Origin of the sequence: Streptomyces sp. ASQP_92, assembly GCF_025399895.1 — a bacterium.
Classification (GTDB): domain Bacteria; phylum Actinomycetota; class Actinomycetes; order Streptomycetales; family Streptomycetaceae; genus Streptomyces.
Map to the genome: position 1 here is coordinate 119251 of NZ_JAODUA010000007.1, position 14688 is coordinate 133938.

A 14688-nucleotide genomic window follows, 5' to 3' on the forward strand; every position below is an offset into this window, starting at 1 on the left:
TGGAAGTGACGGCCGGCTTCGGTGGGCCGGGCCGTGGGAGTGGAACGGTGCGGAGCGCCTGTGCTCAGGCGGCGTTGTCCAGGAGCGGCTGCCACCAGGAGGTGTTCTCGCGGTACCAGGCGATGGTCGCCGCGATGCCCTCTTCGAAGGTGACGAGGGGTTCGTAGCCGAGGGCGTGGAGCTTGCTGTGGTCCACCGAGTAGCGGCGGTCGTGGCCCTTGCGGTCGGGCACCTGCCGTACGGAGCTCCAGTCGGCCCCGGCGGCCGCAAGGAGGATCTCGGTGAGCTGCCGGTTGGTGAGTTCCCGGCCGCCGCCGATGTTGTAGACCTCGCCGGGCTGCCCCTTCTCCAGGACCAGCTGGATGCCCCGGCAGTGGTCGTCGACGTGCAGCCAGTCCCGGATGTTGAGGCCGTCGCCGTACAGCGGGATCGTCCCGCCGCGCATCAGCGTCGTCACGAAGAGCGGGATGACCTTCTCCGGGAACTGGTAGGGCCCGTAGTTGTTGCTGCACCGGGTGATGCTCACGTTCATGCCGTGGGTGCGGGCGTAGGACCGCACCAGCAGATCGGCCCCGGCCTTGGCCGCCGAGTACGGCGAGTTGGGCTCCAGGGGGCGCTCCTCGGTCCACGACCCCTCGGCGATGGAGCCGTACACCTCGTCGGTGGAGATGTGGACGAAGCGCGGGGTGTTGGCCCGGAGCGCCGCTTCCAGCAGGGTGTGCGTGCCGAGCACGTTGGTTCTGACGAACTCCGACGCGTTGCCGATGGAGCGGTCCACATGCGTCTCGGCCGCGAAGTTCACCACGGCGTCGACGCCGGTGAGCAGCTTGGGGACGAGGACCTCGTCGGCGATGTCGCCCTGCACGAAGCGCAGTCGCGCATCGTTCGACACGGGGGCGAGGTTCGCGAGGTTGCCGGCGTAGGTCAGCTTGTCCAGGACCGTGACGCCGGTGATGTCCGTGCCGTACTGGCCGCCGAGCAGGTTGCGTACGTAGTTGCTGCCGATGAATCCGGCGCCGCCTGTTACCAGGATGTGCATGGTTGAGCTCCTCGATTCCTCAGGAGGGCGTGACCCCGCGGGCGGACCCCAAGGGCCGCGAAGTCCGGCAGGGCGAAGACGGGACGCGATGAGGGGTGTTACGCGGGGTGCGGCAGGAGAAGGCCCTCGATGGCGCTTCGGACCCGCACACAGCGTTCCTGCGTGTCGGCCTCGACGTTGAGGCGCAGCAGCGGTTCGGTGTTGGAGGGGCGGAGGTTGAACCACCCGTGGGCGGAGGTGACGGTGAGGCCGTCGACCTCCTCGAAGGTGACCGGGTCCTCGAAGAGGCCGGCCGCGTGCTCCTTGATCAGGGCGATGACGGCGGCCGGGTCCTCGACGCGGTAGTTGGTCTCGTCGAGCGCGTGGTAGCGCGAGTAGCGCGACCTCACCGCGGAGAGCGGTTCGCTCTGCTCTCCGAGCGCGCGCAGGACGTGCAGCGCCGCGAGCATGCCGGTGTCGGCGTTCCAGAATTCGCGGAAGTAGTAGTGGGCGGAGTGCTCGCCGCCGAAGGCCGCTCCCGTACGGGCCATCTCGGCCTTGACGAAGGAGTGGCCGACCCGGGTCCGCACGGGGATGCCGCCCGCTTCGGCGACGATCTCCGGTACGGCCTTGGAGGTGATCAGGTTGTAGATCACCGTGGCGCCGGGCGACTGCTTCAGCGTGCGGTCGGCGATCAGGGCGCACAGGGCGGACGGCGGGACGGCCTCACCGCGTTCGTCCACGACGAAGCAGCGGTCGGCGTCCCCGTCGAAGGCCACCCCGAGGTCCGCGCCCTCCTCCCGCACCCTCTGGACGAGGTCGAGGAGGTTCTTGGGGTCGAGGGGGTTCGCGGGATGGTTGGGGAAGGTCCCGTCGAGCTCGAAGTAGAGCGGCACCACGTCCAGGGGCAGCCCCTGAAGCACGGCGGGCACGGTCAGGCCGGCCATGCCGTTCCCCGCGTCCACGACCACCTTCAGCGGGCGGATGCCCGACAGGTCGACCGTGGCCCGCAGGAAGTCGGCGTAGTCGGACAGCACTTCACGCTCGACGACGGTGCCCAACCGGCGCGTGGACACGGGCGGTTCGCTCTCGGCCCACTGCTCCGCGAGCGCCCGGACCGTCTCCAGCGACAGGTTCCCACTGAGCGGAGCGGCCTCTTCCAGACAGAACTTCACTCCGTTGTAGCGCGCCGGGTTGTGCGACGCGGTGAACATCGCACCCGGCATGCACAGGGACCCGGAGGCGAAGTAGAGCCCGTCCGTGGAGCACAGCCCGATGAACACCACATCGGTGCCACGGGAGACCGCGCCCCGGGCGAAGGCCCGGGAGAGCGCCGGAGAGGTGGGGCGCATGTCGTGTCCCACCACGACACAGGTGGCTCCGGTGAGTTCGGCGAAGGCGGCGCCGAGCAGTTCCGCCACGGTGTCGTCCCACTCGTCGGGGACGACACCGCGTACGTCATACGCCTTGAAGATCCGTGACAGATCCGCCATTGCCCTAGCTCCAGAGGTAGTCGCTCACCGGCCACCTCATGACAGCAAAGGCTCCTTCCTTTCTCCTACCGCCGAAATACCTCAAGGGGTTGACACCGACGCCAAGGGCGTCAAGACCCCGCGCTCCCGTCGGGTCGGCCGGCGTCCGGTTCTGTTCCCTCGGATCCGGTCGCGGTGGAGGCGCCGGGCGGCCCTGCCGCGTCGCCACGGCCGCCCGGTTACGGCGCCGGGCGGCTGTGCCGTACCGGAACTCCACGCTTCCTGCCACGGAGGGGTGTGGCGGGCGAGCGCGTGGAGGATGGCCTGAATCGGCGACATCGTGAGCGGCGCGATCGGCGACCGGGCCCGGCACACGGGGCCCTCGGGCCGCCCGGAGGCGTCCTTCCCGGGGGCGAATACCGGCCTCTAGGCCGGGCCCGGCTCCTGCGCGGTGCCGGTGACGGCCTGGGCGACGGCGATCGAGGCGGCCTTGATGCGGTCCATCGCCTCCGGGCCACCGCCCATGATCATGCGAGTGACCTGAGGAATGGCCAGCGGCCATCCGACCAGCGCGGTGAAGACCAGGAGCAGGGCCTGTGGGTCGAGCTCCGGCAGGGTGCTGCCACCGATACCGCTGGCCTTCCCGAGCGCGTGCGCCTTGTGCTGGTAGTGCTCGGTGCGGGCGGCCTCGTCCGGGACGGGCACGCCGGGATGCTCCAGGGCCTCCCAGAGCAGCAGTCGCAGGATGGCCGGGTGTTCCTTGTGATAGGTGAACAGCCGGTCGATGTAGGTGGCGATGTCGTCCGACTCGGCGGGCGCCGGCACGGCCTCCGCCAGCTCTTCCAGGGCCCGGCCCAGGACGAGCGTGAACAGCTTCTCCTTGTCGTCGTAGTAGAGGTAGATGGCCTGCTTGTTGGCCTTGGCCTCACGTGCGATGCGGTCGACCCTGGCACCGGAGACCCCGTACTGGGCGAATTCCTCCAGTGCCGCTTGGTAGATCCGGTTCCTCGTCTGTTCTGATCGCGAGCTCACCCGGCAGCTCCTTCCTCGTCCGGCAAGTGTCACATGCGAGCCACCCCCTCCCCCCGCCCACCAGCGGCGACGAGCGGACGCGGCCCGGAACTAAACCATCCAGTTGATTTAAACCAACTGGTTGATGTAGAACAGGAGCGTAGCCCTCCCGAGCACCCGGAAGTGAGGTCAACGGCTATGGACATGCGTCGACTTGGCCATATCGGACCCCAGGTCCCCTGTGTCGGCCTAGGTACATGGCGTCGATTCGATCTCCCGCGGCCACAGGAGTACCTCGCCCGTCAGGTCGTGGAGCTGGCGCTCGAAAACGGTGTCCGGGTCTTCGACACCGCGCCGGTGTACGGCCGGGCCGAGGAGGTCCTCAGCCGGGCACTGAGCGACCATCGTGACCGCGCCTATGTGGCGACGAAGATCTGGGCGGGTGAACGGCACACCGGACGACGGCAGTTCGAGCGTCAGCTCCACCTCTTCCAGGGGCGCGTCGATCTGCTCCAGCTCCACCACCTCATCGGCTGGCGGACCCACGCCGAGTGGATGCAGCAGGAGCGGGAGCGCGGCCAGATCGGCCAGCTCGGCCTCACCTACTGGCGCGACCGCGCCTTCGGCGGCGGCACGGCGGCCGAGCTGGAGGAAGCCATGCGCACCGGCGTCTTCGACGTCATCCAGATTCCGCTCAACCCGGTCGAGCGCGACATGGAGGAGCGCATCCTGCCCCTCGCCGATGAGCTCGGCATCGGCGTGATGGTGATGCGGCCCTTCGCCGAGGGAAGCCTCCTGTCCTCCTCGCGGCGCGCCGTGCCGCCGAAGGAGACCGGCTGTACTACGGCCTCCGAGGCCCTGCTGCGCTGGGGGCTCTCGGACCCGCGCGTCGATGTCACCGTGCCCGCGACCCTCGACCTCGCGCATCTGATCGCGAACACCGCCGCGGGCTCCGCGCCCCTGCTCGACGAGGAGCAGCGCACCGCGATCGCCGCGCTCTACCGCTGAGAACCAGGACAGGGGGCTCGGCCCCTCTGCCTGACCGTCCCCTCGCCTCCAAGGACTCCCCATGTCGCATTCGGACACCGCCTCCGCGCAGGCCAAGACGTCAGTCGGCCCGCCCGCCACCCCGCCCGTGCGCCCGCTCCTCTTCCTCGTGATGGCGATCTGCAGCGGTGCCACGGTCGCCAACGTCTATCTCGCCCAGCCGCTGCTCGAACTCTTCGCCCGGGGGCTCGGCATCTCCTCCGCGTCCGCCGGAGTCGTCGTCACCTGCGCCCAGTTCGGCTACGCCGCGGGCATCCTCTTCCTGGTGCCGCTCGGGGACGTCCGCCGTCGCCGGCCCCTGCTGAGCGCCATGATCGCGGTCACCACGGTCCTGCTGCTCCTCGCGGCCGCGGCGCCCGGGCTGTCCGTGCTGGCCGCCGCCGCCGCACTGATCGGCGGCGTCACCGTCATCCCGCAGGTCCTGGTGCCGCTGGCCTCCGAACTCGCCCCGCCCGAGCGCCGCGCCTCCGTCGTCGGGAACGTCCAGATCGGCCTCATGACCGGCATCATCGGCTCCCGTGTCATCGGCGGTCTGGTCGGCGAGGCACTGGGCTGGCGCGCGGTGTACATCCTGGCCGCCGTACTGACCGCGCTGACCGGTCTGGTCACGCTGCTCCTGCTGCCCAAGGAGGGCCCCCGCACCGGCATGCCGTACGGGCAGCTCCTCGCCTCCCTGCCCCGCCTGCTGCGCCAGGAGCCCGCACTGCGGCACGCCTGCGTCCTGCACGGCACCCTCTTCGGGGCCTACAGCGCGACCTGGACCACGCTGGTGCTGGTCCTCACCCAGGAGCCGTACGGCTACAGCAGCGCGACCGCCGGACTCTTCGGACTGCTCGGCCTGTCCGGCGCGTTCGCCGCTCCCTGGGCCGGCCGCTTCATCGACCGCCGCGGCGCGGGCCCCATCATCACCGCCGCGCTCGTCCTCGCGCTCGTCTCGGCCGGCGCCTACGCCCTCGGCGGCAGCACCCTCGCCTTCATGATCGCGGCGGTGCTCCTGGTCAACGTCGCCGTGCAGTGGAGCCAGATCGCCAACCAGGCCCGCATCTTCAGCTATCTGCCCGAGGCCCGCAGCCGGGCCAACACCGTCTACATGGTCGCCGTCTTCCTCAGCGGCGCCATCGCGGCGGCCCTGGCCAGCGCCTGCTACGGCTCGTACGGCTGGACCGGTGTCTGCGCCGTACAGGCCCTGCTCGCCCTGTGCGGGCTCCTCGCCCTTCCGGCCATGCGCCGCTACGACCTCCGCCACGCGGGAGCCACCGCCTGACATCCGTCAGGCCTCCCGCCGCGTCCGAAGAAAGACAAGAGAGAAAGAGACAACCGTGACCTTCCCGGCCATGCCCAAGTCCGTCCTTCAGTTCTTCACCGCTTCCCAGGCCGGTGACGCCGACGCGTGGGCCGACTCCTTCGCCGAGACCGCCACCTTCCACGACCCGGTCGGCACGGACCCGATCGAGGGACGCGAGGCCATCCGCGCCTTCATCAAGTCCGTCATCCCGAACTTCGACCCCTTCCTCGGGCTTACGCCGCTGGAGGCGCACACCGTCGGAAACTCCGTCGCCGTCTCCTGGCGCGGTGCCGCGGTCTCCGTCGACGGCAAGCCCGTCAACTGGTCCGGAATCAACGTCTACGAAATCGACGAGAACGGTCTGATCGCCGAGGCCAAGGCGTACTTCAACCGGGCGGTGTTCGCGGCTCAGCTCTAACAAGTCGTGAGGGTGGGAACGCGACGAATTCGCTGTTCCCACCCTCGACGGCTGCCGCGGCGCCACTTCGCCACGTAGCAATTCGATCTTTTTCGCACTGATACCGATCAGAGAGCTGGAATGTCGGGGGACCAGCGTTGCTCGCCTCGCCACACTTCCTGGAAGGCTGAAGACACATGATCGAAACCGTTCTCGAAAAAAGCGCACCGGCACCACTCACATCGCACGACATCCAGGTGAAACTTCTCGGCGTCCCGGAAATCCTGGTGGACGACCAACCGGTCCCGCTCCGCGGCGAAACGGCACGCAGGGTCCTGTGCCACCTCCTTCTGGCCTCACCGCGCGCGATCCCCAACCACCGCCTCATAGAGTCGGTCTGGGGCGGAGAAGAACCTGACAGCGCCATGGAGCAGATCCGGAAGATCGTGTCGAAGTTACGGCGGGACCTGCCCGGGGGGCGCGATCTCATCACGACGGAACTCGGCGGCTACCGCATCACGTTGGCCCCGCAGCAGCTCGACCTCACCGTGTGGACGAACTCGATCCAGGATGTCCATCAACTCATCGAAGCGGGTGACCATCACGCCGCTTTCGAGAAACTGTCCGGCGCGCTCGACCTCTGGCGCGGACCGGCTCTCGACGGCCTCGACGGCCAGCCCTTCGCGAATGAGGCCGTCGCGCTGCACGAGGAGCGCCTCAACGCACTGGAAACGTGGTGCCGCCTCGCCATGAAAGAGCTGCCCATTTCCACGGTGATAGCGAAGATCCGAAGAGAGATCTCCCAACACCCTTTGCAGGAACGCCTGTGGGACACGTTGATGCGGCTGCTCGCCGACAACGGCCGCCCTCTCGAAGCCCTCAATGAATACAGCAACTTGCGCAAGGTCCTGGCCCAGTCCCTGGGCGTACCGCCGTCCCAACGGCTTCAGGACACCTATCGGAAACTGGAGCAGATGGTGAACGGGGAGTCGGCGCGGCCGGTTCCCCACCAGCCGACCGAGCGCACGACCGCCCCCCAGCACACTCCGAAGATACCTGTGTGGATCAAAGAACTTCTGCGCGGTCAGGAACCGAATCCCGCCTACGTGTCGGACAAGTACTGGAACATCATTCATCGCAATCAGGCGATGAACCGCTGGTTCCCATGGCTTCAGGGCCCCGACGCGAACCTCATGAGATGGGCCCTCACCGACCCGTCCGCGAGACGCGTGCTGGGTGACTGGGAAGACCACGCGGCGGTCTATCTCGGCATGATCGACCGCGCGCTGCGAGAGAACCCCGACGACGCCACCCTGCGGTCGCTCAGGGCTGGTCTGTCGGGGGCCGACTCGCTCCCCACCACCGTCCGGGACCAGACGGTGGACGTCGCGACGCGCGAGGGCCACCACTACACCCTCCACCTCCCCCACCTCACTCCGGAACCGGTGGAGGTGGTGTCGCACATCCTGACCCCGCACGGAAACGGCGAGCTCCGCGTGGTGCTGCTCACCTCACCCCAGGAGCCGGCGGCCTGATGCGGCGTTCTCGGCCGCCGGCCATGCGGTGACGCCGCCCGCTACGCCGATGGCACCGGGGCGACGGTCGTGTAGTGCGAGGCGTCCCCCGCGATCGAGTAGCTCTGCTTGCCCTCGATGCCGACCGGTACGTCTCCGGCGACCGTCACCCGGTTCAGGCGGCGCGGCAGCCCGTCGTAGTTGTCGATGGCGTAGTGCTGGGTGATCCGGTTGTCGAAGAGGACGAGCTGGTTGGGGGACCAGCGCCAGCGCAGGATGTTCTCCGGGCGGACGACGTACGCCTGGAGCAGGTCGAGGACCTTGCGGGACTCGGCCACCGACAGTCCGACGACGCGCTGCGCGAACCCGCCGATGAACAGGCCGCGTTCACCCGTCAGCGGGTGGACGCGGACCACCGGATGGACGGTACGGAAGTCGATGGACGTGAACTGGGCGCGCTGCTCGGCCTTCTGGGCGTCGACGTCCTCCTCCGGGACCGCGTAGTCGTAGTCGTTGGTGTGCTCGGCCCACAGGGTGTCGGCGAACTGCCGCAGCGGCTGGGGCAGACCGCGGTAGGCGGCGGCCGCGTTCGCGATCAGGGTCTCGCCTCCGTACGGCGGGATCGTGATGCTGCGCAGGGTGCTGGCCTGCGGGGGGTTGAGGACGAAGGTGACGTCGGTGTGCCAGTGGTTGGCGCGGCCGCGCTCGCTGTCGACGGGGAGCACGTTGGGCGCGCCGGCGACGGCGGTGACGGTGGGGTGGGCGGTGGTGAGGTCGCCGAAGTGGCGGGCGAAGGCCTGCTGGCCCTCGTCGTCGAGGTCGACGTCGTCGAACACCAGGGCCTTGTGCTCGTTGAGGGCGGCCCGCAGGGCGGCGACGCTCTCCTCGTCGAGCGGCTTGGCTATGTCGACGCCGGACACCTGGGCGCCGATGTGCGCGGTGACCTTGCGGATCTCGATGCCGGACATGGGTGGGGCCTTTCGGTCGTCGGTCAGACCCGGCTGTCGGCCGGGACGGTGTGCTGGTTGGCGGGGCGAGGCAGGCCGTAGCGGTCGCGCAGGGTGCCCCGGGGGCCGTACTCCGTGCGGAACAGGCCACGGGCGCGCAGGATCGGCACGACGTGGTCGACGAAGAGTTCGAGGCCGGACGGCAGCACGGCGGGCATGATGTTGAAGCCGTCGGCGGCGCCCAGGCCGAACCAGCTCTCGATCGCGTCGGCCACCTGCTCGGGCGTGCCGGCGAAGGTGAGGTGGCCGCGGCCGCCGCCGAGGCGACCGATCAGTTCGCGGACGGTGAGCCGCTCGCGGCGGGCGAGTTCCACGACCAGCGTGTAACGGCTCTTGGCGCCCTCGATGGCGCTCTCCGGAGGCAGATCAGCGGGCAGGTGGGCATCCAGCTGGAGGATGCCGGGCTCCACGTGCAGCAGCCGTTCGAGGCGGTGGAGTCCGTGCTCGTACACGATGTGGTCCTCCAGAAGCCGCTCGTGGGCGCGTGCCTCGGCCTCGGTGGAGCCGATGACCGGCACGATGCCCGGCAGGATCTTGAGGTGCTCGGGGTCCCGTCCTGCCGCGCGCGCCCGGGACTTGAGGTCCGTGTAGAAGGCCTGTGCGTCGCCCAGGGTCTGCTGGGCGGTGAAGACGGCCTCCGCGGAGCGGGCCGCGAACTCCTTGCCGTCCCGCGAGGAGCCGGCCTGCACGAGCAGGGGGTAACCCTGGGGACTGCGGGGGATGTTCAGCGCGCCCTCGACACTGAAGTACGTCCCTTTGTGGCGCGGCGGGTGGATCTTGGTGTCGTCGCCCCAGACACCGGCGGCCTTGTCCGCGACGACGACGTCGTCCTCCCAGCTGTCCCAGAGCCGCAGTGCCACGTCGAGGAATTCGGCGGCGCGCTCGTAGCGCGTGGCGTGGGTGGGTTCGTCGTCGAGTCCGAAGTTGCGGGCGGCCTCGGCGCCCGCGGTGGTGACGATGTTCCAGCCGGCCCGGCCACCGCTGATGTGGTCGAGCGAGGCGAACCGGCGGGCCAGGTTGTAGGGCGAGTTGTACGAGGTGGAGGCCGTGGCGATCAGGCCGATGTGCTCGGTCGCCACCGCCAGGGCGGTGAGCAGGGTCAGCGGTTCCAGGACACCGGCGGGGCGCTGACCGACATGGCTGAACAGGACCGGCCCGTCGGCGAGGAAGAGCGAGTCGAAGGTGCCGCGCTCGGCGATGCGGGCGAGTTCGCGGTAGTGGTCGAGGTCGACGCTCGCATGCGGGTCGCTCTCGGGCAGCCGCCAGGACGCCTCGTGGTGCCCGGTGCTCATGAGGAAGGCGTTGAGGTGGAGTTGGCGCCGGGTCACTGGGGGGCCTCCTGGTCCTGGGCCCGGTGGGGGGCCTGCGGGTGGGCGTGGTCTTGGTGCCGCTCCTCGTGCGCGGTCACGCCGAGCGCGGCGAGCAGGCGTTCGCGGTACTCACCGAGGAGCGGATCGCGGTACGAGCGCGGGTGCGGGCGGTCGATGGTGAGGTCGACGCCGATGCGGCCCCGGTCGAGCACCAGGATGCGGTCGGCCAGGACGATGGCCTCGTCCACGTCGTGCGTGACGAGCAGGACGGAGGGCCGGTGGCGCTGCCACAGCTCGCGCAGGAGTACGTGCATACGGATCCGGGTGAGCGCGTCCAGCGCGCCGAACGGCTCGTCGGCCAGGAGCAGTTCGGGCTGGCGCACCAACGAGCGGGCCAGCGCGGCGCGTTGGGCCTCGCCGCCGGACAGTTCGTTGGGCCAGGCCCGCTCGCGCCCCGCGAGCCCCACCTCGGCGAGGGCGGCGCGGCCGCGCTCGGCGTCCTCCTTGCCGTCCGCGCCGAGGAGGACGTTGTCGAGGACGCGGCGCCAGGGCAGCAGCCGGGAGTCCTGGAAGACCACCGACACCCGCTCGGGGGCGTCCAGTTCACCGCTGCCGGTGACCTGGTGGTCGAGTCCGGCGATGGCGCGCAGCAGGGTGCTCTTGCCGGAGCCGCTGTGGCCGAGCAGGGCCGTGAACTGGCCGGCCGGGATGTCGAGGTCGATGGCGTCGAGGACGGTGCGTCCGTCGAAGGACCGGGTCAGCCCGGCGAGCCGGACCGCCGGGGCCCGGACGGGGATCAGTTGCCCAGTGTGCGTCGCCATGACAGCACCCTCCGTTCGACGAGGCGGACCGCGCTGTCGGAGACCAGTCCGAAGACGCCGTAGATCAGCAGACCGACGAGGATGATGTCGGTGCGCCCGTAGTTCTGGGCCTGGAACATCAGATAGCCGAGGCCGCTGGTGGCGTTGATCTGCTCCAGGACGACCAGCGAGAGCCAGGACCCGGTCACGCCGAGCCGGAGTCCCACGAAGAAGCCGGGCAGGGCGCCGGGGACGACGATCTGCCGGATGAAGCGGAGCCTGGACAGGCCCTGCACTTCGGCGAGTTCGACATAGCGGTGGTCGATGCCGGCCAGCGCGGCATGCAGGTTCAGATAGATCGGGATGTAGACGACGATGGCGATGATCGCGATCTTGAAGGTCTCGCCGATGCCGAGCCACAGGATGAACAGCGGGATGAGACCGAGGGTGGGGATGGCCCGGTTGAGCTGGACCGTCCCGTCGATCAGCGCCTCGCCGACCCGGCTGAGCCCGGCCGCGAGCGCGAGGACCACTCCGGCGGTGAGCCCGAGGGCGAAGCCGTATGCGGCGCGCTCCAGCGAGGTGAGCACATCGGTGGACAAGGTGCCGTCGCTCCACAACTGCCCGGCGGTGCGCAGCACCGTCCAGGGCGCCGGGATCGCGGCGGGGTCCAGCTGTCCGGCGGCGGACGCCGCGGCCCACAGGACGAGGACGAGGCTCGGCCCGATCAGCCGCGCGGCGGGCAGCCGCTTGCCGGGCGCGAGCGCGCGCCGCTTCGGCCGCCGGGCGGCATGCGCCGCCGCAGCGGATGGCGGGGGCACGAGGGGGGTGGTCGCGGTGGTGGTCATGGCCGTCACCTCTGGTACTGGGCCGCGACGGCCTGGGCCGCGAGGCCCTCGAAGCGGCAGTCGAAGAGCGAGTCGACCTGGAACCTCTTCACGAAGCCGCCCTCGGCGAGGAGATCCGCCGTCTCCTGCTCCCAGCGGACCGCCTCGTCCCAACTCGGCGGGAAAAGCGGCTTGTTGGCGGGCGCGGTGATGGACCGGGCCTGTGCGAGCGTGAGGTTCTGGGTCTTGACGTAGAACTCCTCGTTCCACACGTCGGGGTGTTCGTACGCCCACACCTGGCCCTTGGCCCAGCGCGGGACGTACGCGGCGACCGCCGCCGCCTTAGCCGGGTCGGCGAGCACGGAGGCCGGCGCCCACAGCAGGTTGAGCAGGTCGACCACCCCGGTGGTGATGGTGTGGGCGCCCTTGGGCCCGTACTGCTTGAGGTAGGCGGGGGCCTGGCTGTTGGCGAGCGGGGCGATGTCGACCTGCCCGGCCTGGAGCGCGGTGAAGAACTGATTGCTGGTCAGCGGCACGAGCTTCACGTCGTCCTGCGTCAACCCCGCCTGCTTCAGGGCGCGCAGCAGTACGACGCCCTGCGCCTGTCCCTGCGAGAAGGCCAGCTTCTTGCCCTTGAAGCCCTGGACATCCCTGATGTCGCTCCCGGGCCTGGTGGCGAACACGTACGTCGGCTTGCGGGTGACACCGATCGCGACGATCTTCGCGTCGTATCCCTGGAAGTGCGCCTGGATCGGTGGGATCCCCGCGTTGTTGGCTACATCGAGGGACTTGGCGCGGAAGGCGTTGATGACGTCGGGACCGGCGCCGATGTTCACCCAGTCCGACACGGTGAACGGCAGATCACCCAACCCGGCGAGCTTGAACTGGAGTTGCTGGACGCCCTGGTACGAGGCGATCTTCAGAGCGGTGCCGGCCGGGACGGTGGTGGACAGCGGGGCGGACGCGGCCCCCTTGGTCACGGTGTCGGCGGCCCGGGCCCCCGCGCAGCCACTGAGGCCGGCAGCGGCGGCGACACCGAGCAGAGAGGACAGGAACAGCCGCCGGTCGACTCCGGGTACGGCTGGGGACACTGGTGGCATGGCAGGACTCCGTGAGGGCAGCAGGAAGAAGGCGCGCGGAAGTGCGGACGGGCAGGTCGGCACCGAAAAGACGAAGGAGAAGGCGGGCCCGCAGCGGCCGGGCGTGAAGCGAAAGCGAATTCAGGCACGCGCCGTCAGACGTTTCGCGCGCCGTCAGACGTTTACAGGGAATTCGCAGGTGATTCGCAGGGGATGGGATTCGCAGGGATTTCCGGAGATTCACCGGACGGCCGGGGCCGAGGCAGCAGGACCGCGCCGGATCGGTGCACGGACCGGCGGCCGCACCTGGATGCGCGTGAAGGTCGCCCGCGCGGTCATCGGCCTTTCGGCGCGCGTCAGTTCACCGGCTCATCGGTGCGTCAGCGACAACGAGCACGATCGCGGCGACGACGGCGCGTCAGCAACACTGGGTGCGGCCGATCCGCATGAGGTCGATGACCCGGCACCTGGTCAGGAGAACCGGTCGCGAGGGCCTCGGCGCGACACCGGCGCTCCGGTCGCGGACCTGCCGCGACCGGATGGCTACCGGGGAGAATTCCTGCGCGCTGCTCATACGCAGAATCCTCACGTCCGCGCGCATTCCCTGTCAACATTCGGAGTTTCTGAATTAATTCGATTCCGCGGTCCTGTCGCCGGCCCCGTCGGCACGGCCAGTGGATCCCGGTACAGCACGTCGAGCGCCACCGAACCGCCCGCCACCGCGAGGACCGAGTCCGGGAAGCTGCTCGGCACGACCAGCACGTCATGCCGCCCCACCGCCTCCCGCAGCGCGTCGAGGCAGTCCTGCCGGTACATCACGCCGACCTCGGTGACGACGACGGTCTCCGGGTTGAGGACGTCGAGCAGCAACCGGGTCGCGCGTCCGATCATCCCGGCCCGCTCCACGAGCAGGCGTATGGCGACCGGGTCGCCGGCGGCCGCCGCCCGCACCACGTGCACGGGGTTGGCCGTGCGGATGACGTGGTGTTCGCGGGCCCGGCGGCACAGGGTGCGTTCGCTCAACTCGGCCTGGAGGCAGCCGATTCGGCCGCACTCGCACGGTTCGGTGCCGCCCGCGAGCGGCAGATGGGCGATGGCGCCGGCTTGCGAGCGGGGGCCGTGGTGCACCTCGTCGTGGGTGGCGAAGGCGGCGTCCACCACGTTGCCGACGAAGAGGTGCAGCATGCTCCGGCTCCCCCGCGCCCGCCCGAACAGTCGCTCCCCGTTCACCAACGCCCGTGCGTGACCGTCGACTTGGACCGGCAGACCGGTGCGTTCACCGATCGTGTCGCGTACGGCGACGTCCCGCCAGCCGAGGAGGGCGTGCTCCACGACGGTCCCGGAATCCCGGTCCACCCAGCCGCCGGCCGCCACCCCGACACCCAGCGGGACGCGGCCCTCGGCCGCGCGGAGCAGCGCGCCCAGCCCGTCTGCGGCGTTGGCGAGGACGCGGTCGGGCCCGGTGCCCGCGTCATGGCCCAGGCGGCGCTCCGCGACCACGCGCCCGCGCAGGTCGAGCAGGGCGACGCTGGTGTGCGGCACGGCCACGTGCACCCCGCCGACCACGAACCGGTCGGCGTCCAGATCGACCGGCACATGCGGCCGCCCGGCCCCCTTCGACCGCCGGGGCGCGGCGGTCTCCCGGATCAGGCCGAGCGCGTCCAGGCGCGCGCAGTGGTCGGTCACCGATGCCGGGGAGAGGCCGGTCAGACGGGCGATGGTGCTGCGGGCCACGGGGCCGTGCTCAAGGACGGAGCGCAGGACGGCGCTGGCGCTGGTCCGGCGCCGGGCGCCGTCGGCGGCCCGGCGCGCTGCCGGGACGGTGGGTGGGTCGAGCAGGGAAAGGGGGGCCGCTGAAGGGGACATGGGGTACTTCCTCGGGGAGCTGGTCCGACACCGCGCCGTCTCGTACTCGGCGGAA

Annotated in this window: 13 protein-coding genes; 4 read left to right on the forward strand and 9 right to left on the reverse strand. The window is 70.1% G+C overall.

What is annotated here, in order from left to right; genetic code table 11:
* Positions 1 to 64: 64 nt before the first annotated feature.
* The 3 genes from rfbB to N4G70_RS17945 form a co-directional block, all read right to left on the reverse strand.
* Positions 65 to 1039, reverse strand: coding sequence for a dTDP-glucose 4,6-dehydratase (gene rfbB / locus N4G70_RS17935; protein WP_261713656.1), 975 nt, complete (start codon positions 1037 to 1039; stop codon positions 65 to 67).
* Between the two features lie 98 nt (positions 1040 to 1137).
* Entirely contained in the window at positions 1138 to 2511 is a 1374-nt protein-coding gene (locus tag N4G70_RS17940) for a phosphomannomutase/phosphoglucomutase (RefSeq protein WP_261713657.1), read from the reverse strand.
* A gap of 405 nt (positions 2512 to 2916) precedes the next feature.
* Positions 2917 to 3522: a TetR/AcrR family transcriptional regulator gene (locus tag N4G70_RS17945; RefSeq protein ID WP_261713658.1), complete on the reverse strand. Its 606-nt coding sequence runs from the start codon at positions 3520 to 3522 to the stop codon at positions 2917 to 2919.
* Positions 3523 to 3705: 183 nt separating this feature from the next.
* Here N4G70_RS17945 and N4G70_RS17950 point away from each other — a divergent pair, with 183 nt between their 5' ends.
* The 4 genes from N4G70_RS17950 (at position 3706) to N4G70_RS17965 (ending at position 7765) form a co-directional block, all read left to right on the forward strand.
* Complete coding sequence (locus tag N4G70_RS17950; RefSeq protein ID WP_261713788.1) at positions 3706 to 4509, forward strand: aldo/keto reductase; 804 nt, start codon at positions 3706 to 3708, stop codon at positions 4507 to 4509.
* A gap of 61 nt (positions 4510 to 4570) precedes the next feature.
* Positions 4571 to 5812, forward strand: a complete 1242-nt coding sequence (locus N4G70_RS17955) for an MFS transporter (protein WP_261713659.1) — start codon at positions 4571 to 4573, stop codon at positions 5810 to 5812.
* A 55-nt stretch (positions 5813 to 5867) separates the two neighbouring features.
* On the forward strand, positions 5868 to 6251 hold the full coding sequence (locus tag N4G70_RS17960) for a nuclear transport factor 2 family protein (protein WP_261713660.1): 384 nt from the start codon (positions 5868 to 5870) through the stop codon (positions 6249 to 6251).
* A 176-nt stretch (positions 6252 to 6427) separates the two neighbouring features.
* The gene (locus N4G70_RS17965) at positions 6428 to 7765 is read left to right on the forward strand and encodes a BTAD domain-containing putative transcriptional regulator (protein WP_261713661.1); all 1338 of its coding nucleotides are present in this window, start codon (positions 6428 to 6430) and stop codon (positions 7763 to 7765) included.
* Positions 7766 to 7806: 41 nt separating this feature from the next.
* Here the strand turns inward: N4G70_RS17965 and N4G70_RS17970 are convergent, their stop codons facing one another.
* From N4G70_RS17970 to N4G70_RS17995, 6 genes are all read right to left on the reverse strand, one after another.
* Entirely contained in the window at positions 7807 to 8712 is a 906-nt protein-coding gene (locus N4G70_RS17970) for a TauD/TfdA family dioxygenase (RefSeq protein ID WP_261713662.1), read from the reverse strand.
* A 23-nt stretch (positions 8713 to 8735) separates the two neighbouring features.
* Positions 8736 to 10079, reverse strand: coding sequence for an LLM class flavin-dependent oxidoreductase (locus N4G70_RS17975; protein WP_261713663.1), 1344 nt, complete (start codon positions 10077 to 10079; stop codon positions 8736 to 8738).
* Positions 10076 to 10882 (reverse strand): ABC transporter ATP-binding protein, encoded by an 807-nt coding sequence (locus tag N4G70_RS17980; protein WP_261713664.1) that lies wholly within the window; start codon positions 10880 to 10882, stop codon positions 10076 to 10078. Before N4G70_RS17980 ends, N4G70_RS17975 begins: the two co-directional genes overlap by 4 nt.
* Complete coding sequence (locus N4G70_RS17985; protein ID WP_261713665.1) at positions 10858 to 11709, reverse strand: ABC transporter permease; 852 nt, start codon at positions 11707 to 11709, stop codon at positions 10858 to 10860. Before N4G70_RS17985 ends, N4G70_RS17980 begins: the two co-directional genes overlap by 25 nt.
* A 5-nt stretch (positions 11710 to 11714) precedes the next feature.
* Positions 11715 to 12788 (reverse strand): ABC transporter substrate-binding protein, encoded by a 1074-nt coding sequence (locus tag N4G70_RS17990; protein WP_261713666.1) that lies wholly within the window; start codon positions 12786 to 12788, stop codon positions 11715 to 11717.
* Between the two features lie 564 nt (positions 12789 to 13352).
* Positions 13353 to 14633 carry an ROK family transcriptional regulator gene (locus tag N4G70_RS17995; RefSeq protein WP_261713667.1) on the reverse strand — a complete coding sequence of 427 codons (1281 nt, stop codon included), beginning with the start codon at positions 14631 to 14633 and terminating at the stop codon, positions 13353 to 13355.
* Positions 14634 to 14688 lie beyond the last annotated feature (55 nt).

What these genes read in the sequence shown, in the direction of transcription:
- rfbB (WP_261713656.1), bottom strand. Translation starts at nt 1,039, where the DNA reads ATGCACATCCTGGTAACAGGCGGCGCCGGATTCATCGGCAGCAACTAC.
- N4G70_RS17940 (WP_261713657.1), bottom strand. Translation starts at nt 2,511, where the DNA reads ATGGCGGATCTGTCACGGATCTTCAAGGCGTATGACGTACGCGGTGTC.
- N4G70_RS17950 (WP_261713788.1), top strand. Translation starts at nt 3,706, where the DNA reads ATGCGTCGACTTGGCCATATCGGACCCCAGGTCCCCTGTGTCGGCCTA.
- N4G70_RS17955 (WP_261713659.1), top strand. Translation starts at nt 4,571, where the DNA reads ATGTCGCATTCGGACACCGCCTCCGCGCAGGCCAAGACGTCAGTCGGC.
- N4G70_RS17965 (WP_261713661.1), top strand. Translation starts at nt 6,428, where the DNA reads ATGATCGAAACCGTTCTCGAAAAAAGCGCACCGGCACCACTCACATCG.
- N4G70_RS17970 (WP_261713662.1), bottom strand. Translation starts at nt 8,712, where the DNA reads ATGTCCGGCATCGAGATCCGCAAGGTCACCGCGCACATCGGCGCCCAG.
- N4G70_RS17980 (WP_261713664.1), bottom strand. Translation starts at nt 10,882, where the DNA reads ATGGCGACGCACACTGGGCAACTGATCCCCGTCCGGGCCCCGGCGGTC.
- N4G70_RS17985 (WP_261713665.1), bottom strand. Translation starts at nt 11,709, where the DNA reads ATGACCACCACCGCGACCACCCCCCTCGTGCCCCCGCCATCCGCTGCG.
- N4G70_RS17990 (WP_261713666.1), bottom strand. Translation starts at nt 12,788, where the DNA reads ATGCCACCAGTGTCCCCAGCCGTACCCGGAGTCGACCGGCGGCTGTTC.
- N4G70_RS17995 (WP_261713667.1), bottom strand. Translation starts at nt 14,633, where the DNA reads ATGTCCCCTTCAGCGGCCCCCCTTTCCCTGCTCGACCCACCCACCGTC.